Annotated in this window: 18 protein-coding genes; 5 read left to right on the top strand and 13 right to left on the bottom strand. The window is 71.8% G+C overall.

Going from position 1 to position 19,670, the window contains the following annotated elements; translation table 11 throughout:
- Nucleotides 1-136 precede the first annotated feature (136 nt).
- Nucleotides 137-1,465 carry an MFS transporter gene (locus tag OG259_RS27710; protein WP_328944717.1) on the top strand — a complete coding sequence of 443 codons (1,329 nt, stop codon included), beginning with the start codon at nucleotides 137-139 and terminating at the stop codon, nucleotides 1,463-1,465.
- Nucleotides 1,466-1,601: 136 nt separating this feature from the next.
- Here OG259_RS27710 and OG259_RS27705 read toward each other — a convergent pair whose 3' ends face one another.
- From OG259_RS27705 to OG259_RS27685, 5 genes are all read right to left on the bottom strand, one after another.
- Nucleotides 1,602-2,603: an adenosine deaminase gene (locus OG259_RS27705; protein ID WP_328944716.1), complete on the bottom strand. Its 1,002-nt coding sequence runs from the start codon at nucleotides 2,601-2,603 to the stop codon at nucleotides 1,602-1,604.
- A gap of 13 nt (nucleotides 2,604-2,616) precedes the next feature.
- On the bottom strand, nucleotides 2,617-3,519 hold the full coding sequence (locus OG259_RS27700) for a ribonuclease Z (RefSeq protein WP_328944715.1): 903 nt from the start codon (nucleotides 3,517-3,519) through the stop codon (nucleotides 2,617-2,619).
- A 23-nt stretch (nucleotides 3,520-3,542) separates the two neighbouring features.
- Entirely contained in the window at nucleotides 3,543-3,902 is a 360-nt protein-coding gene (locus OG259_RS27695; protein ID WP_328944714.1) for a histidine triad nucleotide-binding protein, read from the bottom strand.
- Nucleotides 3,903-3,978: 76 nt separating this feature from the next.
- Complete coding sequence (locus tag OG259_RS27690; RefSeq protein ID WP_328944713.1) at nucleotides 3,979-5,073, bottom strand: tetratricopeptide repeat protein; 1,095 nt, start codon at nucleotides 5,071-5,073, stop codon at nucleotides 3,979-3,981.
- Entirely contained in the window at nucleotides 5,070-6,347 is a 1,278-nt protein-coding gene (locus tag OG259_RS27685; RefSeq protein ID WP_328944712.1) for an ATP-binding protein, read from the bottom strand. Before OG259_RS27685 ends, OG259_RS27690 begins: the two co-directional genes overlap by 4 nt.
- Nucleotides 6,348-6,423: 76 nt before the next feature.
- Between OG259_RS27685 and OG259_RS27680 the strand changes: the two genes are divergently transcribed.
- Nucleotides 6,424-6,786 carry a hypothetical protein gene (locus tag OG259_RS27680; protein ID WP_328944711.1) on the top strand — a complete coding sequence of 121 codons (363 nt, stop codon included), beginning with the start codon at nucleotides 6,424-6,426 and terminating at the stop codon, nucleotides 6,784-6,786.
- Nucleotides 6,787-6,824: 38 nt separating this feature from the next.
- Here the strand turns inward: OG259_RS27680 and OG259_RS27675 are convergent, their stop codons facing one another.
- The 4 genes from OG259_RS27675 to hrcA all read right to left on the bottom strand — a co-directional run bounded on the left by OG259_RS27675 (nucleotide 6,825) and on the right by hrcA (nucleotide 10,948).
- A complete protein-coding gene (locus OG259_RS27675; RefSeq protein ID WP_328944710.1) occupies nucleotides 6,825-7,568 on the bottom strand; it encodes a 16S rRNA (uracil(1498)-N(3))-methyltransferase in 744 nt (247 codons plus the stop codon).
- Nucleotides 7,565-8,644 carry a nitronate monooxygenase gene (locus tag OG259_RS27670; RefSeq protein WP_328944709.1) on the bottom strand — a complete coding sequence of 360 codons (1,080 nt, stop codon included), beginning with the start codon at nucleotides 8,642-8,644 and terminating at the stop codon, nucleotides 7,565-7,567. The genes OG259_RS27675 and OG259_RS27670 overlap by 4 nt, the downstream gene beginning before the upstream one ends.
- Nucleotides 8,645-8,791: 147 nt before the next feature.
- Nucleotides 8,792-9,928: a molecular chaperone DnaJ gene (gene dnaJ / locus OG259_RS27665; RefSeq protein ID WP_328944708.1), complete on the bottom strand. Its 1,137-nt coding sequence runs from the start codon at nucleotides 9,926-9,928 to the stop codon at nucleotides 8,792-8,794.
- The gene (gene hrcA, locus OG259_RS27660; protein WP_266891771.1) at nucleotides 9,929-10,948 is read right to left on the bottom strand and encodes a heat-inducible transcriptional repressor HrcA; all 1,020 of its coding nucleotides are present in this window, start codon (nucleotides 10,946-10,948) and stop codon (nucleotides 9,929-9,931) included.
- A gap of 148 nt (nucleotides 10,949-11,096) precedes the next feature.
- On the opposite strand from hrcA, the gene OG259_RS27655 reads away from it, so the two are divergent.
- The gene (locus tag OG259_RS27655; protein WP_328944707.1) at nucleotides 11,097-11,825 is read left to right on the top strand and encodes an MBL fold metallo-hydrolase; all 729 of its coding nucleotides are present in this window, start codon (nucleotides 11,097-11,099) and stop codon (nucleotides 11,823-11,825) included.
- Between the two features lie 10 nt (nucleotides 11,826-11,835).
- Nucleotides 11,836-12,636, top strand: a complete 801-nt coding sequence (locus tag OG259_RS27650; RefSeq protein ID WP_328944706.1) for a DUF3097 domain-containing protein — start codon at nucleotides 11,836-11,838, stop codon at nucleotides 12,634-12,636.
- Nucleotides 12,637-12,780: 144 nt separating this feature from the next.
- Here OG259_RS27650 and hemW read toward each other — a convergent pair whose 3' ends face one another.
- From hemW to lepA, 3 genes are all read right to left on the bottom strand, one after another.
- Complete coding sequence (gene hemW, locus OG259_RS27645; protein ID WP_328944705.1) at nucleotides 12,781-14,013, bottom strand: radical SAM family heme chaperone HemW; 1,233 nt, start codon at nucleotides 14,011-14,013, stop codon at nucleotides 12,781-12,783.
- A 69-nt stretch (nucleotides 14,014-14,082) separates the two neighbouring features.
- Nucleotides 14,083-15,960 (bottom strand): AMP-dependent synthetase/ligase, encoded by a 1,878-nt coding sequence (locus tag OG259_RS27640; RefSeq protein WP_328944704.1) that lies wholly within the window; start codon nucleotides 15,958-15,960, stop codon nucleotides 14,083-14,085.
- A gap of 198 nt (nucleotides 15,961-16,158) precedes the next feature.
- Nucleotides 16,159-18,024, bottom strand: coding sequence for a translation elongation factor 4 (gene lepA / locus OG259_RS27635; protein WP_266891780.1), 1,866 nt, complete (start codon nucleotides 18,022-18,024; stop codon nucleotides 16,159-16,161).
- A 184-nt stretch (nucleotides 18,025-18,208) separates the two neighbouring features.
- Here lepA and rpsT point away from each other — a divergent pair, with 184 nt between their 5' ends.
- The gene (gene rpsT / locus OG259_RS27630) at nucleotides 18,209-18,475 is read left to right on the top strand and encodes a 30S ribosomal protein S20 (protein WP_030317512.1); all 267 of its coding nucleotides are present in this window, start codon (nucleotides 18,209-18,211) and stop codon (nucleotides 18,473-18,475) included.
- 201 nt (nucleotides 18,476-18,676) lie between these two features.
- Here the strand turns inward: rpsT and holA are convergent, their stop codons facing one another.
- Complete coding sequence (gene holA, locus OG259_RS27625) at nucleotides 18,677-19,669, bottom strand: DNA polymerase III subunit delta (protein WP_328944703.1); 993 nt, start codon at nucleotides 19,667-19,669, stop codon at nucleotides 18,677-18,679.
- Nucleotide 19,670 lies beyond the last annotated feature (1 nt).

The raw sequence follows: 19,670 nt of genomic DNA, 5'->3' as shown, positions 1-19,670 counted from the left end.
GATTGTGACCCGTATCACGGACCGAATCGGGGGATACCGCCTTCTCCGCTCACTCGGATGCTTGATACACATGGTGCCGTGACCCGTGGATCACCGGGCGCCCATCTCATTTCCCTGTTCAGTCCCTGGAACGCCCATGTCGTCGCGCCCGCGCGTCCCGGGGGCCCTCGTCGCCCTCGTCGCCCTCTTCACGGCCGGTTACCTCGCCCCGTACCTGCTGCCGACCGTCGTCGGCCGACTCTCCGCAGGGCTCGGCCTCACCCCCGCGCAGGCGGGCCTCGTCGGCTCCGTCCTGCTGCTCGGCTCCTCCTCCGCGGGCTTCACGCTCGCCGCCCGCGGGGAGCGGATCGGTCCGCGCCGGGCGGCCCGCGCGGGACTGCTCGCGATGACGGTCGGATACGGCACCGCCGCCGCGACCGGCATCGTGCCCCTGGTCGTCGCGGGCGCGGTCCTCGGCGGAGTCGGCTCGGGCACGGCGACGGCGGTGGCCGCGGCGGGGATCGCCGGACAGCGCGACCCGCACCGGGCCTCCACCCTCGGCCTGCTCTCGGTCTCGGCCACCGCGGGCGCCCTCTATCTGACCCTCCCGCACCTGGCCGGCGGCCACGCCCCGCCGCTGCTCGCGATCGCCTGCGCGGCGGCCCTCGTGTGGCCGCTGACGGCCCGGCTGCCGGGCACGAACCGCGAGCCCCGCGAACCCGCTCCGACCGGCCCGCTCCCCCACCGCCGGGCAGGAGCCGTGCTCGCGGCCGGAATCCTCCTCTGGTCCCTCTCGCAGAACGCGCTGTGGGGCGTGAGCGGCCGCATCGGCCTCACGCAGGCCGGACTCTCCGAGGTCACCGTCGGCGCGGTCTTCGCGGCGGCGCTCGGCGCGGGACTCGCCGGGGTCACGGCGGCGGGCGCGCTCGGCTCCCGCCTGGGCCGGGCGGTACCGATCGGCGGAGGCACCGTCCTCATCGCGGGCTGCGTACTGCTCAGCTCGGCGGCTGAGGACCTCACCTCCTTCGCGACGGGCGAGATCCTGTGGAACGCCTGCTACCCGGTGGTCCTCTCCTACCTGCTGGGCCTGGCCGCCTCCCTCGACCCCCGCGGCCGCTGGGCGGTCCTGGTCGGCGCGGCGTCCTCCCTGGGCGTGGCCTGCGGCCCCCTCACGGGCAGCCTGCTGTCGGAGGGCGCCGGGTACCCGGGCATGGGCGTGGTCCTGTGCGCGCTGCTCGTCCTGGTCGCGATCCCGATGACGGCGGTGGCCCGCCACGTCTCGGGCCGCCCCCTGGTACCGGGCTCGGTGCGGCGCAGGGGCGGCGCGGCGGGCGCGGTCCTGGCGGGCACGGCGGCGGCGACACCGCCGACGGTCCCGCAGATGGGCGCTCCGGAGCAGGAGATCGCCCCGATCCGGGTCCCGGCGGGCCGCCGCCGCCTCGTGAAGTCGACCTTCCGCCTGGCGAGGCCGAGCGACCGGGGGTGAGGGGGCGCCTGCGGCGGGCTGAACTTCCGCCCAGGCGGAGATCTCAGCCTCGCCGGCGTCTGAGGCGCGGGGTTCCGGGGGGCAGAGCCCCCGGTCACGGGAAGGGGCGGGGTGGGGAAGAAGCCCGCCGCAGGCGCTACGCCGGGCCGCCGAACTCGTACGCCTCGACCTCGGCCAGGTAGCGCGCCCGACGCGCCTCGTCGTCCTCCAGGAACGACGCCTCGAACGAGTTCCGCGCCAACGCCCGAAGCTGCTCCGGCGTCAGCCCCAACGCATCCCGCACCCCGTCGAAGTTGTCCCCCACATACCCGCCGAAGTACGCCGGATCATCGGAGTTCACGGTGACGACCAGCCCCGCCGCCATCATCGCGGGCAGCGGATGATCACCCAGCACGTCGATCGCCCGCAGCCGCACGTTGGACAGCGGACACAGCGTGAGCGGCACCCGCTCCCGCACGAGCCGCTCGACCAGCTCCGGGTCCTCCATGCACCGCAGCCCGTGGTCGATCCGCTCCACACCGAGAACGTCCAGGGCCTCGCGGATGTACGCGGCCGGCCCCTCCTCCCCCGCGTGCGCGACCCGGCGCAGCCCGAGCGCCGCGGCGGCCTCGTACACCTCACGGAACTTGGCCGGCGGATGCCCGACCTCCGCCGAGTCGAGGCCGACGCCGGTGATCCGGTCCAGATGGGGCTTCGCGGCGTCCAGGGTGGCGAGTGCCGACTCCGCCGACTCGTCGCGCAGGAAGCACATGATGAGCCGGGTGGAGATCCCGTACCGCTCCTCGGAGCGTTCGAGGGAGGCGCTGAGGCCCTCGATGACGGTGCCGATCGGGACGCCGCGGGCGGTGTGCGCCTGCGGGTCGAAGAAGATCTCGGCGTGCCGGACGCCCTGGGCGGCGGCCCGTTCCAGATAGGCGTCGGTGAGTTCGGTGAAGTCCTCGGCGGTGCGCAGGACTGCCATCAGGCCGTAGTAGAGGTCCAGGAAGGACTGGAGGTCGCTGAACCGGTACGCCTCGCGCAGCGCGGCGGTGTCCGCGTACGGCAGGGTGACGCCGTTGCGCGCGGCGAGCGCGAAGGCCAGCTCGGGTTCGAGGGTGCCTTCGATGTGGAGGTGCAGTTCGGCCTTGGGAAGGGGCATGGTGTTTCCGGGTCTATCTCTTCGGTACGGGGACCCTCATGAGGTCCTGGGCAATGCTCAGTTCGCCGTCGAACCCCGCCGCCCGCGCCTGCCGCTCGAACTCGGCGGGGTCGGAGTAGCGCTGCGAGAAGTGGGTCAGGACGAGATGCCGTACGCCCGCGTCCCGGGCGACGCCGGCGGCCTGTCCGGCCGTCAGATGGCCGTGGTCGGTGGCGAGGCGGACGTCCTCGTCGAGGAAGGTCGATTCGATGACGAGCATGTCGGCGCCGTCGGCGAGCGCGTGCACGCCGTCGCAGAGCCGGGTGTCCATGACGAACGCGAACCGCTGCCCGCGCCGGACCTCGCTGACGTCCTCCACCGTCACCCCGTTCAGCACGCCCTCGCGCTGGATCCGGCCGACGTCGGGCCCCTTGATGCCGTGGGCGGCGAGCCGCTCGGGCAGGATGCGGCGCCCGTCGGGTTCGGTGAGCCGGTAGCCGTACGACTCGACGGGGTGCGAGAGCCTGCACGCGTCGAGGGTGTACGCGTCGGTGACGGCGAACGGCCCGTCGGCGGCCACCGGCGCCTCGGCCAGCTTCACCGTCTCGCGGTAGGCGGTGGCGTACCGCAGCCGCTCGAAGAAGTGCTGTCCGCTCGCCGGGTAGTGCGCGGTGACCGGATGCGGGACCTGGTCGAGGTTGATCCGCTGGATCACCCCGGCCAGGCCGAGCGAGTGGTCGCCGTGGAAGTGCGTGACGCAGATCCGGTCGATGTCGTGGGCGGCGACCCCGGCCCGCAGCATCTGCCGCTGGGTGCCCTCACCGGGATCGAAGAGGATGCCCTGTCCGTCCCAGCGCAGCAGATAGCCGTTGTGGTTGCGGTGCCGGGTCGGGACCTGGCTGGCGGTCCCGAGCACGACGAGTTCTCGTACGGACATGTCCGATCCGGTCCGATGCGGGTCTAGCCGGGGGGCCAGTTGAGGCCGCGGCCGCCCAGCACGTGCGCGTGGGCGTGGAAAACGGTCTGGCCCGCGCCCGCGCCGGTGTTGAGGACGATCCTGAAGCCGCTGCCGTCGACCTTCTCCTGGGCGGCGATCTCACCGGCCTCGCGCAGTATGTCGGCGGCGACGGTCGGCGCGGCGGTGGCCAGGGAGGCGGCGTCCGGGTAGTGGAGGCGCGGGATCACGAGGACGTGGGTGGGCGCCTGCGGGTTGATGTCGCGGAACGCGAGCGTCGTCTCCGTCTCGCGCACGATCGTCGCGGGTACTTCCCCCGCCACGATCTTGCAGAACAGGCAGTCGCTCTGCGGCTCTCCGGCCATGGCCCTGGGCCTCCTCGCCTCGTCGGTCGCTACACGCGCATGCTATCCGCCGCACCGGGCGTCGCCGCGTCCCCGGTCAGTCCTTGGGGGCGCGCCGGTTGAGGGCCGAGCGGCTCACCCAGTACGTGATGATCACGCCCCAGAAGAGGGGTGTGCCGAATCCGCTCACCACGCCCGAGTCGAAGGACCACAGGGCGAGCGAGGCGAGCGAGTAGAGGCCGAGGAGTCCGACGGCCCCGGCCATGAACAGCACGGGCCGGCAGTTGCGCGCCACGAGGAGCAGCGGGCGGCGCAGGCGGGGCGGCACCCGGCGGGCCATCCACACCGCCCATCCGGTCCAGGCGCCGAGGATCACGGCCCCGCCGACCAGGAGCGGGACGGCCGCGTCGGCCCAGGTCGCGCGCCCGGGGATCGCGACGACGGCGGCGGCGGAGGCCACGAAACCGACGAGTGCCACCCAGCGCGCACCCGCCACGGTGTTCCAGGCCATGGCCTCCAGGTTGTAGCGGGCCTTGCGGTCCTGGAGGTCGAGCGCTGCGGAGGCGACGAAGCCCTCGGCGGCCTGGGTCCAGGCCCCGCGCCGGAACCAGCGGCGCCGCAGCCGCAGCAGCGACAGGTTGTTGTGGGCCTCGCTGCTCTGCGGGTTGAGCCGCAGAGCCGTCTCGTACGCCCGCTGCGCGGTGGCGTGGTCGCCCCGGCGCTGGGCGGTGAGCCCCACCAGGAAGTGGGCGGCGTCCTCCTCGGGGGCGAGGCTGACGGCGGCCCGCGCCGCCTCGTACGCCTCGACGGTACGCGCGGGCGTACGCGCGTGCTCCGCGAACTGGGCGAGGGCGGTGCCGAGGGCGTAGTGGGTGCCCCAGTACTGCGGGGCGAGCTGCACGGCGTACCGGGCGGAGGTCTCCGCGTCCTGGAACCGCTGCAGGCCGAGCAGGATCTGGACGCGCATCAGCCAGGCCATGAGCAGCTCGGGTTCGGCGCGCAGCGCGCCGTCGACGGCGTCCAGGGCGGCCTGGTGGTCCTCGGCGCGGTGGTGGCAGCGGGCGAGCAGGACCAGCGCCTCGGCGTCCTCCGGCTCGCTCGCCAGGTGCTGGGCGACGAGCTGCCCGGCCTGCGCGTACCGCCCGGTGTCGTACAGGGCCTCGGCGCGCAGCAGCGCGGTCGGGGTGGTCACAGCTTGCGCTTCTTCTTGAGGTGGGCGAGGAGGTCGTCGTACAGGCCGCCCTCGTTGGCGAACATGGCGACGTTCCGGGCGGCGGCGAACCACGGCTCGGTGGACGGCTTGATCTGCTTGGCCGCGCCGAGCAGGTCCTTGGTGGTGATGAGGCGTACGGAGCCGCTGCGGGCGGAGTCGAGGAGCGCGGCCTCGGCGGCCGTCTCGCAGACGTGGGCGAGGTCGGCGCCGGAGAAGTCCTCGGTGGCCTTGACGAGCTTGCCGAGGTCGACGGCCTCGATGGGACGCTCGCGCAGGTGGTAGCGGAGGATCGACTCGCGCGCGGTGGCGTCCGGCGGCAGCACGAGGAGGGTGCGGTCGAGGCGGCCTGGGCGGCGCAGCGCGATGTCCACGTCCCAGGGCACGTTGGTGGCGGCGAGCACGAAGACGCCCTCGTTGCCGGCGCCGCTCGCGATGCCGTCGAGCTCGGTGAGGAGCTGGTTGACGACATTGCGCAGACCGCTGTGGTGGGTGCGGGAGCGCTTGGCGCCGAGGGCGTCCAGCTCGTCGAGGAAGACGACGCAGGGGGCCTGGCGGCGGGCGGTCTCGAAGATGTCGTGGATGTTCTTCTCGGACGCGCCGATCCACATGTCGAGGACGTCGGAGAGCGAGACGGTGAGGAAGTTCGCGCCGAGTTCACCGGCGACTGCCCTCGCGATGAAGGTCTTGCCGCAGCCGGGCGGGCCGTAGAGGAGCAGGCCGCCGCGCAGCGACTTGCCGTACAGCCTGCGCAGTTCGGGGTTGCGCATGGGGGCGAGGAAGGCGGCTTCGAGCCGGTCCTTGACCTCGTCCATGCCGCCGACGTCGGCGAGGCGTACGGAGCCCGGCGCGTCGACGTCCCAGGCGGCGGTGTCCCCGGTGGCGCCGCCGCCGTCGGCGGCCTGCGGGTCCTCCAGGAAACGAGGTCCGACGAGGTCCTGGACCTGCTGCTCGGCGGCGTCCCAGTCGAAGCCGGGGGCCTGGCCGGCGGGCACCTCGGGCGGCTCGGGCGCACTCGCGGCGGGAGCGGTGGCCGGGGCCGGGGCCGGCGGCATCCCCATGGCGCGCACCATCAGCGCGCGGGCGCCGGCGTCCCCCGGCGCGTGCTGGAGGGCCACGGCCGCCTCCGCGACGGCCTCGTCGTTCCGTCCCTCGGAGAGGAGGAGTTCGCCGAAGTGGAGACGGAGGGGCACGTCGTCGGGCGCGGCGGCGACCGCTGCGCGCAGACTGCGGATCAGGGGGGACTCGTCGGCCATGCGATCAGCCTAAGGAGCGCACGGGGGCCGGTGTCCACCGGGTTCGGTCCGGTGCCCGCTCCGTACACTTCGCCGGATGAGACGGGACCGGGTACCGCGCAGGCTGACGGTGGACGACACGGTGTGGCTGTGGACGGTCGGTCACCGGCACGACCCGGACTGTCTGACCTTCCTCACCCTGCGCCGCACCGAGAACCGCCACAGCGGGCTCCGTCTGGTCTTCCGGGACGCCCCGGGCCGCATCGTCTCCGGCTATCCCTTCGGCGCCGGGGACATCGCGTCGACGGGCGGCGACATCCTCAACCTGAACGAGCCGGGCGTCGTACGCCGCTTCCTCGACGAGGCCACGGCCCGCGATCTCCTCCCGACCGCACACGGCATCCGGGACGAGGACGGCTGGCCCCTCTACGACACCCTGACGAAGGCGGACACGACCTAAGGACTGCCCGGCCCCGGCCATGATCCGTCGGACAGGTTCTAGCTCCAGCGCCCGGTACGCCCCAGGACGAGCGCCGTCGCCGCCGTGCCCGCCGTCGAGGTGCGCAGCACGCTCCGGCCGAGCCGGTACGGCTTCGCCCCGGCCGCCTCGAACGCGGCGAGCTCCTCCGGGGAGACCCCGCCCTCGGGGCCGACGACCAGCACGATCGAGCCCTTCACCGGGAGTTCGGCGGTGGCGAGCGCCCCGCTCGGGTGGTCGCGGTCCTCGTGCAGGACGGCCGCGAAGTCGGCGCCGGCGAGCAGCGCGGCGACCTGCTTGGTCGTCATCAGGTCCGCGACCTCGGGGAACCGGGAGCGGCGCGACTGCTTGCCGGCCTCGCGCGCGGTGGACCGCCACTTGGCGAGCGCCTTGAGGCCCCGGTCGCCCTTCCACTGCGTGATGCAGCGGGAGGCGGCCCACGGGACGACGGCGTCCACCCCGGTCTCCGTCATGGTCTCGACGGCGAGTTCGCCCCGGTCGCCCTTGGGCAGTGCCTGGACGACGGTGATCCGGGGCTCCTCCTCGACGTCTTCGTGGACCTCGTCGACCCGCACGGTGAGCTGGTCCTTGCCCTCGGCGGCGAGCACCACACACGCGGCCCAGCGGCCCCGGCCGTCGGCGAGGACGAGTTCCTCGCCCTCCCGCAGCCGCTTCACGGAGACGGCGTGCCGGCCCTCGGGGCCGTCCAGGAGGAAGCTCCCGGGGCCGGGGACGGCGTCGACGACGAAGACGGGTGCGGTCATGAGTTGCTCCTGTGGGCCGGCTCGGAGAGCGCGGTGTCGAGTTCGGCGGCCAGCACCTCGACCAGCTGCCCGGCGGGGAGTTCACGGGCGAGCCGGTGGCCCTGACCGGCCCACAGGGCCATGCCCTGCGCGTCGCCCGCGGTGGCGGCCGCCTTGCGGATCGGGGCGGTGAGGTGATGGATCTCGGGGTACGCGGAGGGGGCGTACGGCCCGTGCTCGCGCATGAAACGGTTGACGAGGCCGCGCGCCGAGCGCCCGGAGAAGGCCCGGGTGAAGGCGGTCCGGGTGAACAGCGGATCGGTCAGGGCCCGCTTGTGCAGCGGGTGGGCGCCCGACTCGGGGCAGCAGAGGAAGGCCGTGCCGAGCTGGGCGGCCTCGGCGCCGGCGGCCAGGACGGCGGCGATCTGCGCGCCGCGCATGATGCCGCCCGCGGCGACGATCGGCAGGGCGACGCTCTCACGGACCTGGGTGAGGAGGGCGAGCAGTCCGGTGCCCGGGGCGTCGTCGGCGGGGTCGTCACGGAACGTGCCCTGGTGTCCGCCCGCCTCGACGCCCTGGACACAGACGGCGTCGGCTCCGGCCCGCTCCGCGGCGAGGGCCTCCTCGGCGGAGGTGACCGTCACGATCGTGAACGTACCCACGCGCGCGAAGGAGGCGAGGACCTCGGACGCGGGGCAGCCGAAGGTGAAGGAGACGACGCGGACCGGGTCCTCCAGGAGGATCGCCAGCTTGGCGTCGTAGGCGTCGTCACGGCAGTCGTCGGTATCGCCGAGCGGGGTCTCGTACCAGGTGGCCTCACCCGCGAGCTGATGCCGGTAGACCTCGACGGCGGCGGGGTCGGCGGGCCGTCCGGACTCCGGCAGGAAGAGGTTGACACCGAAGGGGCGTGCGGTGAGCCCGCGCACCTGCTTGATCTCCTGGTAGAGGCCTCCGGCCGTCTTGTACCCGCCGGCCAGGAAGCCGAGCGCCCCGGCCGCGCACACGGCTCCGACCAGCTCGGGACAGGAGGCGCCACCCGCCATGGGGGCCTGCACGATCGGAAACCGAGAGAGATCGTTCAGTGCGGTGGTGGACATACGGGCATCGTGCCATGCCGCCGCTTCCGGGCCGAATTCGTACGTCAGGTACGTAATACGTCACGTACGGAATGCGTCACGTACGGAAAGGGCGGCACCCGCCCGATCGCGTGTGCCGCCCTTCCGTACAACGGATACCGCCGCTGTCTACCGCCCGTTGAACGCGTCCTTGAGCCGCGAGAACAGCCCCTGCTGCCCCGGCTGGAACTGCCCCGTGGGCCGCTCCTCGCCGCGCAGCTTGGCCAGTTCGCGCAGGAGGCGCTCCTGCTCGGCGTCGAGCTTGCCCGGGGTCTGCACCTCGACGTGCACGATCAGGTCGCCCCGGCCGTTGCCACGCAGATGGGTGACGCCACGGCCGTGCAGCGGGATCGACTGGCCGGACTGGGTGCCCGGACGGATGTCGATCTCCTCGACGCCGTCGAGGGTCTGCAGCGGCACCTTGGTGCCGAGCGCGCCCGCGGTCATCGGGATGGTGACCGTGCAGTGCAGGTCGTCGCCGCGCCGCTGGAAGGTGTCGTGCGGCGTCTCGTGGATCTCGACGTACAGGTCGCCGGCGGGGCCGCCGCCCGGGCCGACCTCGCCCTCGCCCGCGAGCTGGATCCGGGTGCCGTTGTCGACACCGGCCGGGATCTTGACGGTGAGGGTGCGGCGGGAGCGGACCCGGCCGTCGCCCGCGCACTCGGGGCACGGGGTCGGGACCACGGTGCCGAAGCCCTGGCACTGCGGGCAGGGGCGCGAGGTCATGACCTGGCCCAGGAAGGACCGGGTGACCTGCGAGACCTCGCCACGGCCGCGGCACATGTCACAGGTCTGCGCGGAGGTGCCGGGAGCGGCGCCCTCGCCCGAGCAGGTCGTACAGACGACCGCCGTGTCGACCTGGATGTCCTTGGTGGTGCCGAAGGCCGCCTCGTTGAGGTCGATCTCCAGACGGATCATGGCGTCCTGGCCGCGGCGGGTCCGCGAGCGCGGGCCGCGCTGCGAGGCCGTGCCGAAGAAGGCGTCCATGATGTCGGAGAAGTTGCCGAAGCCACCGGCCCCGAAGCCGCCCGCGCCGCCTCCGCCGGAGGCCGAGAGCGGGTCGCCACCCAGGTCGTAGACCTGCTTCTTCTGCGGGTCCGAGAGGACCTCGTAGGCGGCGTTGATCTCCTTGAAGCGTTCCTGCGTCTTCGGATCGGGATTCACATCCGGGTGCAGCTCGCGCGCGAGCCTCCGGAAGGCCTTCTTGATCTCGTCCTGGGAGGCGTCGCGGCGCACGCCGAGTACGGCGTAGTAGTCCGTGGCCACTTACGACTCCGCCAGGATCTGTCCGACGTAACGTGCCACTGCGCGTACCGCTCCCATCGTTCCGGGGTAGTCCATGCGGGTCGGTCCGACCACGCCGAGTTTGGCGACTGCCTCGCCGCCCGAACCGTAGCCGACCGAGACGACGGACGTGGAGCTCAGCCCCTCGTGGGCGTTCTCGTGCCCGATGCGTACGGTCATGCCCGATTCCTTGGCCTCGCCCAGCAGCTTGAGGAGCACGACCTGCTCCTCAAGGGCTTCCAGGACGGGCCTGATCATCAGGGGGAAGTCGTGTCCGAAGCGGGTGAGATTGGCGGTTCCGCCGATCATCAGCCGCTCCTCGTGCTCCTCGACGAGGCTTTCGAGGAGGGTGGCGAGCACGGTCGAGACCGTGGCTCGGTCCTCGACCTCCTCGAAGGACTCGGGGAGGTCCTGCACCAGCTGCGGCACGTCGGCGAACCGGCGGCCGACGACCCGGCTGTTGAGCCGGGCCCGGAGATCGGCGAGCGAGGTCTCGCCGAAGGGTGCGGGGCAGTCGATGAGGCGCTGCTCGACGCGGCCGGTGTCCGTGATGAGCACCAGCATCAGGCGGGCGGGGGCCAGCGAGAGCAGCTCCACGTGCCGGACGGTCGAGCGGGTCAGCGAGGGGTACTGGACGACGGCGACCTGACGGGTCAGCTGGGCGAGCAGCCGGACCGTGCGGCCGACGACGTCGTCCAGGTCCACCGCGCCGTCGAGGAAGTTGTGGATGGCCCGGCGCTCGGGCGTCGACAGCGGCTTGACGCCGGCGAGCCGGTCGACGAAGAGGCGGTAGCCCTTGTCGGTCGGGATGCGGCCGGCGCTGGTGTGGGGCTGGGCGATGAAGCCCTCCTCCTCCAGCACGGCCATGTCGTTGCGCACGGTGGCGGGCGAGACGCCGAGCTTGTGGCGCTCGGTGAGTGCCTTGGAGCCGACGGGCTCCTCCGTCCCGACGTAGTCCTGGACGATGGCACGCAGGACCTCGAGTCTGCGTTCGCTGAGCATCGTGCGCACCTCCAGCTGTCGTCGTCGTTCCGGTTGCTCCGCTTTTGGCACTCGCCCTGTCCGAGTGCCAGCGATCCCCCGGCCAGTGTACGGCGGCGGGCGTCGCTCCTGGCAAGGAGGCGACGCCCCCACCGGTTAGCGTCGCGGCATGGACGTGGATTGGGAAGCGTACGGATGGGAGCGGCTCGCCGACGGAGTGGGCCGGCGACGGCTGCCCGGGTGGGACGCCACGGTCGGACTGGTACTGGGTGAACGGGCGGTGCTGCTGTACGACACGGGCTCCTCGCTCGCGGAGGGCGCCGAGCTGCGGAGCCAGATCGCGGGCCTCACGGGCGACCGGAGAGTGACGCACATCGCACTGAGCCATCCCCATTTCGACCACGTTCTCGGCACGGCGGCCTTCTCCGGCGCGGAGGTCTTCGGCGCGGTGGGCTCGGACGAGCTCCTCGGCCGGGTGCGGGACCGGGAGGCGCTGCGCGAGGACGCCGTACGGCACGGGCTCGACGAGACGGCCGCGACGGAGGCCGTGGACGTCCTGGTGGCCCCCCGGCACGTGGTCTCCGGCGAGTGGACGCTCGACCTGGGCGGCCGGCAGGTCCTCCTCGCGAACGTCGGCCCCGGCCACACGGGCCACGACCTGGTGCTCCTGGTGCCGGGCGAGCGGGAGGTGGTCTTCTGCGGCGATCTGGTCGAGGAGTCGGGCGAGCCGCAGGCGGGCCCGGACGCGATCCCCTCCCGCTGGCCGGACGCGCTGGACCGGCTCCTCGGGCTCGGCGGCGAGGAGGCGGTGTACGTGCCGGGGCACGGGTCGGTGGTGGACGCCACGTTCGTACGACTCCAGCGGGAGGAACTGGCACACCGCTTCCAGGTGGCCTAACGTCACCGAAATGCGCAGCTACAACCCGGATCTGACACCCCCTTGGAAGAAGTCGGCGCCCGTTCCGGAGGTCCCGGCCGACCGTGACCTCGTCGTCGAGGAGGTCACGACGGGCTTCTGCGGGGCGGTGATCCGCTGCGAGGCGGGCACGGTGACCCTGGAGGACCGCTTCGGCAAGCACCGCGTGTTCCCGCTCGACCCGCGCGGCTTCCTCCTGGAGGGCCGGGTGGTGACCCTGATCCGCCCGTCCGCCGCTCCCACCCGCCCGACCCGCACGGCCTCGGGCTCGGTGGCGGTCCCGGGAGCACGGGCAAGGGTGGCGCGAGCGGGCCGGATCTACGTGGAGGGCCGCCACGACGCGGAACTCGTCGAACGGGTCTGGGGCGACGACCTGCGCATCGAAGGCGTGGTCGTCGAGTACCTGGAAGGGGTCGACGACCTCCCGTCGATCGTCGCGGACTTCGCCCCGGCACCCGACGCCCGGCTGGGCGTCCTGGTCGACCACCTGGTCCCGGGTTCGAAGGAGTCGAGAATCGCCGCCCAGGTGACCTCCCCGGACGTCCTGGTCGTGGGCCACCCGTACATCGACGTCTGGGAGGCGGTGAAGCCGTCGTCGCTGGGCATCAGGGCCTGGCCCCAGGTCCCGAGGGGTCAGGACTGGAAGACGGGCGTGTGCCGGGCGCTGGGCTGGCCGGAGAACACGGGGGCGGCCTGGCAGCACATCCTGTCGAGGGTGACGTCGTACAAGGACCTGGAACCGGAGCTGCTGGGCCGGGTGGAGGAACTGATCGACTTCGTGACGTCCCCGTAGCTCGTGGCGTCGTCGTGGCTCGTGGCGTCGCCGTAGCTCGTGGCGTCGCCGTAGCTCGTGGCGTCGTCGTAGTCCTTGGGCCGTACGTCGATCGACGGGCGCACCCCGCGCCCGAGCCGCCTCGCGGCTCGGGACGCCCCCGTCCTAGTCCACCAGGTCCCGCACCACCGCGTCGGCGAGCAGCCGGCCCCGCAGGGTCAGGACCGCGCGCCCGGCCTCGTACGGCCCCGGGTCGAGGAGTCCGTCGGCCAGGGCCTTGGCGGCCGCCGCGAGCCCCGCGGGCTTCAGGAGGGACAGCTCGACGCCCTCCTTGAGCCGCAGCTCCAGGAGGACCCGCTCCACCCGCCGGTCCTCTTCGGACAGCAGCTCCCGCCCGGCGCCGGGCGACTTCCCGCCGGCCAGCGCCGCCGCGTACGCACCCGGATGCTTCACGTTCCACCAGCGCACCCCGCCCACGTGCGAGTGCGCACCGGGCCCGGCCCCCCACCAGTCGGCGCCTCGCCAGTACAGCTCGTTGTGGAGGCAGCGCCCGGCCTCGGAGGTGGCCCAGTTGGAGACCTCGTACCACTCGAATCCGGCCTGGGAGAGGACGTCCTCGGCGATCAGGTACCGGTCGGCGTGGACGTCGTCGTCGGTCATGGGGACCTCGCCGCGCCGGATGCGCCGCGCGAGCTGCGTACCCTCCTCGACGATCAGCGCGTAGGCACTGACGTGGTCGGGCCCGGCGCCGATGGCCGCGTCGAGCGAGGCCCGCCAGTCGTCGTCGGTCTCACCGGGGGTGCCGTAGATCAGGTCCAGGTTGACGTGCTCGAATCCGGCGGCCCGCGCCTCGGCGACGCACGCCTCGGGGCGTCCGGGCGTGTGGGTCCGGTCGAGGATCTTCAGGACGTGCTGCTTGGCGCTCTGCATGCCGAAGGAGATCCGGTTGAAACCCCCCTCCCGCAGCTCGGCCAGATAGGCCGGGTCGACGGACTCCGGATTCGCCTCGGTGGTCACCTCGGCGTCCTCGGCGAGCCCGAACTCCTCGCGGACGGCTCCCAGCATCCGTACGAGATCGCCGGCGGCGAGCAGCGTGGGCGTACCGCCGCCCACGAAAACGGTTCGCACCGGCCGGGGATCGTCGCCGAGCACCTTCCGGGCGAGCCGGATCTCCTCGGCGACCTGATCGGCGTAGTTGTCCCGGGAGGCGAGCACGCCTCCGGTCCCCCGCAGCTCACTGGCCGTGTAGGTGTTGAAGTCGCAGTAGCCGCAGCGCGTCGCGCAGTACGGCACGTGCAGATAGAACCCGAGCGGCCGCTCCCCCGCCCCTTCGAGGGCGTGCGGGGGCAGCGCCCCGTCGTCGGGAACGGTCTCACCATCGGGCAGTACGGAAGGCATGAGCCCCATTGTCCCGTACTGCCCGAGGTGAACGCCGTGCCTGTGGACAACGAGGTCCTCAGGGCGAGGTCAGGACTCCCGGGACCCCGCGTACATCTCCTCGATGAGCGCCTTGTACTCGCGCTCCACGACCGGTCGCTTCAGCTTCAGGGACGGGGTCAGCTCGCCGTGCTCGATGTCGAGGTCGCGCGGCAGCAGGCGGAACTTCTTGATCGTCTGCCAGCGCTGGAGGCCCTCGTTGAGGCGGTCGACGTAGCCCTGGACCATCGCGACGGTCTTCGGGTCGGCGACGACGTCGGCGTAGGACTTGCCCGCGAGGTCGTGCTCGGCGGCCCAGCCGAGGACGGTGGGCTCGTCGAGGGCGATCAGGGCGGTGCAGAAGTTCCGGTCGGCGCCGTGGACGAGGATGTTCGAGACGAACGGGCAGACGGCCTTGAACTGGCCCTCGACCTCGGCCGGCGCGATGTACTTGCCGCCGGACGTCTTGATCAGGTCCTTCTTGCGGTCGGTGATCCGCAGGTAGCCGTCGGCGGACAGCTCGCCGATGTCACCGGTGTGGAACCAGCCGTCGGACTCCAGGACCTCGGTGGTCTTCTCCGGCAGGCCGTGGTAGCCCTCCATGACGCCGGGGCCGCGCAGCAGGATCTCGCCGTCGTCGGCGATCCGGACCTCGGTGCCGGGGAGCGGCTTGCCGACGGTGCCGGTGCGGTAGGCCTCGCCCGGGTTGACGAAAGAGGCTGCGGAGGTCTCGGTGAGGCCGTAGCCCTCCAGGATGTGGATGCCGGCGCCGGCGAAGAAGTAGCCGATCTCGGGGGCGAGTGCGGCGGATCCGGAGACGCAGGCGCGCAGGTTGCCGCCGAAGGCCTCACGGATCTTGGCGTAGACGAGGGCGTCGGCGACCTTGTGCTTGGCGGTGAGGCCGAAGGGTGCGGAGGCGGTCCCGGTGCGGCGGAAGTTGTCCTGGGTGGCCTTGGCGTACTCGCGGGAGATGCCGGCCGCCCACTGGAAGATCTTGTACTTGGCTCCGCCTGCGGCGCGGGCCTTGGCGGCGACGCCGTTGTAGACCTTCTCGAAGATGCGGGGCACGGCCGCCATGTAGGTCGGCTGGACGACCGGCAGGTTCTCGATGATCTTGTCGACGCGGCCGTCGACGGCGGTGACGTGCCCGACCTCGATCTGGCCGGAGGTGAGGACCTTGCCGAAGACGTGGGCGAGCGGCAGCCAGAGGTACTGGACGTCGGCCTGGGTGACGAGGCCGGTGGCGGCGATGGCCTTGGCCATGTACGACCAGTTGTCGTGCGGCAGGCGGACGCCCTTGGGGCGGCCCGTGGTGCCCGAGGTGTAGATGAGGGTGGCGAGCTGCGTGGCGGTGATCGCCGCGACCCGCTCCTTGACGGCCTCGGGGTGCTTCTCCAGGTAGGCCTTGCCGCGCGCCTCCAGCTCGGCGAGCGTGAGGACGAACTCGCCGTCGCTCTCCACCCCGGTGGCGTCGATGACGACGACATGGCGGAGGTTCGGCAGGTCGCCGCGGCGCTCGACGGCCTTCGCGAGCTGGGCCGCGTCCTCGGCGATGAGGACCCGGGACTCGGAGTCGGCCAGGATGAACGCCGACTCCTCGGCGTTGGTCTGCGGGTAGACCGTGGTCGTCGCGGCGCCCGCGCACATCACGCCGAGGTCGGCGAGGATCCACTCGACCCGGGTGGCGGAGGCGAGGGCGACCCGCTCCTCGGACTGCACGCCGAGGTCGACGAGGCCGGCGGCGATCGCGTAGACCCGTTCGGCGGCCTGTCCCCAGCTGAGCGACTTCCAGTCGTCCGGGCCGGCACCGGAGGCGGCGGGCACAGGATAGCGGTAGGCCTCCGCATCCGGAGTCCGCTCGACGCGCTCAAGGAAGAGGGACGCCACGGAGGGCGGCCGATTCTCGATCTGGGTCTGTGTGTCGCTCACGACGTCCTCCGGGCGGCGGCGGTGCCTTCTGGTGGTTCGTAACTAACTGGCGAGTAACCTTCGATTCGGGATCAGAGTAAAGGCCTGAGGACCGGCGCGTAAGGGGCTACAGGGCGTCGCTTCATAACGAACGGGCCCACGCGCGCATGGCACGTGGACCCGTTGTTTGCACAGGACAGCTACTTGGGGCGGCCTGGGCTACTTCTTCTTGCCGGAGGACTCGTCGCTCGACAGAACGGCGATGAAGGCCTCCTGCGGCACCTCCACCGAGCCGACCATCTTCATGCGCTTCTTGCCTTCCTTCTGCTTCTCCAGCAGCTTCCGCTTACGGGAGATGTCACCGCCGTAGCACTTGGCGAGGACGTCCTTGCGGATGGCTCGAATCGTCTCGCGGGCGATCACCCGGGAGCCGATCGCGGCCTGGATCGGCACCTCGAAGGCCTGCCGCGGGATGAGCTCGCGCAGCTTGGCGACCAGCCGCACACCGTAGGCGTACGCGGCGTCCTTGTGGGTGACGGCGGAGAACGCGTCGACCTTGTCGCCGTGCAGCAGGATGTCGACCTTGACCAGGCTGGAGGCCTGCTCGCCGGTGGGCTCGTAGTCGAGGGAGGCGTAACCGCGCGTCTTGGACTTCAGCTGGTCGAAGAAGTCGAAGACGATCTCGGCGAGGGGCAGGGTGTAGCGGATCTCGACCCGGTCCTCGGAGAGGTAGTCCATGCCGATCAGGGTGCCGCGACGGGTCTGGCACAGCTCCATGATCGCGCCGATGAACTCGCTGGGGGCGAGGATCGTGGCGCGTACGACGGGCTCGTACACGTCGTCGATCTTGCCCTCGGGGAACTCGCTCGGGTTGGTGACCGTGTGCTCGCTGCCGTCCTCCATGACCACGCGGTAGACCACGTTGGGGGCGGTGGCGATCAGATCGAGCCCGAACTCGCGCTCCAGCCGCTCACGGATCACGTCGAGGTGGAGCAGGCCCAGGAAGCCGACGCGGAAGCCGAAGCCGAGGGCGGCGGAGGTCTCCGGCTCGTAGACCAGCGCGGCGTCGTTGAGCTGCAGCTTGTCGAGGGCCTCGCGGAGGTCCGGGTACTCCGAGCCGTCCAGCGGGTAGAGGCCCGAGAAGACCATCGGCTTCGGGTCCTTGTAACCGCCGAGGGCCTCGGTGGCGCCCTTGTGCAGGGAGGTGATCGTGTCACCGACCTTGGACTGGCGGACGTCCTTCACGCCGGTGATGAGGTAACCCACCTCGCCGACGCCGAGACCGTCGGACGGCGTCATCTCCGGGGAGGAGACGCCGATCTCCAGGAGCTCGTGGGTGGCGCCGGTCGACATCATCTTGATGCGCTCGCGCTTGTTGAGCTGCCCGTCGATCACTCGGACGTACGTCACCACGCCCCGGTACGAGTCGTACACGGAGTCGAAGATCATCGCGCGCGGGGGCGCGTCGGCGACACCGACCGGGGCGGGAACGTCCCGAACGACCCGGTCGAGCAGCGCGTCGACACCGACACCGGTCTTCGCGGAGACCTTGAGGACGTCCTCCGGCTGGCAGCCGATGAGGTTCGCCAGCTCCTCGGAGAACTTCTCCGGCTGGGCGGCCGGCAGGTCGATCTTGTTGAGCACCGGAACGATGGTGAGGTCGTTCTCCATCGCCAGGTAGAGGTTGGCGAGCGTCTGCGCCTCGATGCCCTGGGCCGCGTCGACCAGCAGGACCGTGCCCTCACAGGCGGCGAGCGACCGGGACACCTCATAGGTGAAGTCGACGTGCCCAGGAGTGTCGATCATGTTCAGGATGTGCGTGTCGCCCTGACCCGGACCCTCGGTCGGCGCCCACGGCAGCCGGACCGCCTGGGACTTGATCGTGATGCCGCGCTCCCGCTCGATGTCCATGCGGTCGAGGTACTGGGCACGCATCTGCCGCTGGTCGACCACACCGGTCAGCTGGAGCATCCGGTCGGCGAGCGTGGACTTGCCGTGGTCGATGTGCGCGATGATGCAGAAGTTGCGGATCAGAGCCGGGTCGGTACGGCTCGGCTCGGGCACGTTGGTAGGAGTCGCGGGCACGCAGGGTCTCGTCTCGGGGCGATGTCGGATCGATACGTAGGCTCCATGGTCCCATGCCCGTCGCCCTGCGCCCGGTTTGGGCGGGCACGAGAGTGGCTGATAGTGTGGACAGCTGTGTCTCGTGTGCCCTCTCAGCCTGCGAGACGCATCCAGAAGGAACATCGAACCTGTAAAGGCTCTTTTCGTGGCGAACATCAAGTCCCAGATCAAGCGGAACAAGACGAACGAGAAGGCGCGCCTGCGCAACAAGGCCGTCAAGTCCTCGCTCAAGACCGCGATCCGCAAGGCCCGCGAGGCCGTCGCCGCGGGTGACGTCGAGAAGGCCACCGTGGCTTCTCGCGCCGCCTCCCGCGCGCTCGACAAGGCTGTCTCGAAGGGCGTCATCCACAAGAACGCCGCCGCCAACAAGAAGTCGGCGCTGGCCACCAAGGTTGCCGCTCTCCAGGGCTGAGCTCTGATGTAACCGGCCGCAAGGGACCCAGCGGGCCCTCTCTCCCGCTCCCACCCGGCCACCCAGGACTCGCACGCGGACGCGTTCGCCACGCGGGTGCGAGCCCACCATCGTGAACACCGAAGGCCCCACCACCTCCTTCCCCAGGAGCGGTGGGGCCTTCGGCGTAGGGGACGACGGTCCGCCGCCACCCCCGACCGACTACCCGCCCCGCCGCATCCTCGCCGCCCGAGCCACCGCGACGACCGCCTTCTCCAGGGCGTACTCCGGGTCGTCCCCGCCGCCCTTCACCCCCGCGTCCGCCTCCGCGATCGCCCGCAGCGCCACCGACACCCCGTCCGGGGTCCAGCCCCGCATCTGCTGCCGCACGCGGTCGATCTTCCAGGGCGGCATACCCAGCTCCCGCGCGAGGTCCGCCGGACGGCCCCCCCGCGCGGACGACAGCTTGCCGATCGCCCGTACGCCCTGCGCGAGCGCGCTGGTGACGAGCACCGGCGCGACCCCTGTCGAGAGCGACCAGCGCAGCGCCTCAAGCGCCTCCGCCGCCCGCCCCTCGACCGCGCGGTCCGCGATGTTGAAGGAGGAGGCCTCGGCGCGGCCCGTGTAGTACCGCCCGACGACGGCCTCGTCGATCGTCCCGTCGACGTCGGACGTGAGCTGCGCGACCGCGGACGCGAGCTCCCGCAGATCGCTGCCGATCGAGTCGACGAGCGCCTGGCAGGCCTCGGGCGTGGCCGAACGCCCCAGCGTCCGGAACTCCTGCCGTACGAACGTCAGCCGCTCCGCCGGCTTCGTGGTCTTCGGGCAGGCCACCTCCCGCGCCCCCGCCTTGCGCGCCGCGTCGAGCAGGCCCTTGCCCTTGGCGCCGCCCGCGTGGAGCAGGACGAGCGAGATGTCCTCGATCGGGTCGTCGAGGTAGGCCTTGACGTCCTTGATCGTGTCGGCGGACAGATCGTGGGCGTTCCGCACGACCAGCACCTTGCGCTCGGCGAAGAGCGAGGGACTGGTCAGTTCCGCGAGTGAGCCGGGCTGGAGCTGGTCGGGCGTGAGGTCGCGCACGTCCGTGTCGGCGTCGGCGGCACGGGCGGCAGCGACGACCGCCTGGACGACGCGGTCGAGGAGCAGGTCCTCCTGCCCCACGGCGAGCGTCACGGGGCCGAGGAGGTCGTCGGGGGAAGTCTTTCTGGTGGCCATC

The organism is Streptomyces sp. NBC_00250, from assembly GCF_036192275.1.
GTDB lineage: Bacteria > Actinomycetota > Actinomycetes > Streptomycetales > Streptomycetaceae > Streptomyces.
This window is presented reverse-complemented; position numbering and strand designations above follow the sequence as displayed.

Excerpts from the sequence above, each read along its gene's own strand:
- OG259_RS27710 (WP_328944717.1), top strand. The coding sequence starts at position 137 with ATGTCGTCGCGCCCGCGCGTCCCGGGGGCCCTCGTCGCCCTCGTCGCC.
- OG259_RS27705 (WP_328944716.1), bottom strand. The coding sequence starts at position 2,603 with ATGCCCCTTCCCAAGGCCGAACTGCACCTCCACATCGAAGGCACCCTC.
- OG259_RS27700 (WP_328944715.1), bottom strand. The coding sequence starts at position 3,519 with ATGTCCGTACGAGAACTCGTCGTGCTCGGGACCGCCAGCCAGGTCCCG.
- OG259_RS27695 (WP_328944714.1), bottom strand. The coding sequence starts at position 3,902 with ATGGCCGGAGAGCCGCAGAGCGACTGCCTGTTCTGCAAGATCGTGGCG.
- OG259_RS27685 (WP_328944712.1), bottom strand. The coding sequence starts at position 6,347 with ATGGCCGACGAGTCCCCCCTGATCCGCAGTCTGCGCGCAGCGGTCGCC.
- OG259_RS27680 (WP_328944711.1), top strand. The coding sequence starts at position 6,424 with ATGAGACGGGACCGGGTACCGCGCAGGCTGACGGTGGACGACACGGTG.
- OG259_RS27675 (WP_328944710.1), bottom strand. The coding sequence starts at position 7,568 with ATGACCGCACCCGTCTTCGTCGTCGACGCCGTCCCCGGCCCCGGGAGC.
- OG259_RS27670 (WP_328944709.1), bottom strand. The coding sequence starts at position 8,644 with ATGTCCACCACCGCACTGAACGATCTCTCTCGGTTTCCGATCGTGCAG.
- hrcA (WP_266891771.1), bottom strand. The coding sequence starts at position 10,948 with ATGCTCAGCGAACGCAGACTCGAGGTCCTGCGTGCCATCGTCCAGGAC.
- OG259_RS27655 (WP_328944707.1), top strand. The coding sequence starts at position 11,097 with ATGGACGTGGATTGGGAAGCGTACGGATGGGAGCGGCTCGCCGACGGA.
- OG259_RS27650 (WP_328944706.1), top strand. The coding sequence starts at position 11,836 with ATGCGCAGCTACAACCCGGATCTGACACCCCCTTGGAAGAAGTCGGCG.
- hemW (WP_328944705.1), bottom strand. The coding sequence starts at position 14,013 with ATGCCTTCCGTACTGCCCGATGGTGAGACCGTTCCCGACGACGGGGCG.
- holA (WP_328944703.1), bottom strand. The coding sequence starts at position 19,669 with ATGGCCACCAGAAAGACTTCCCCCGACGACCTCCTCGGCCCCGTGACG.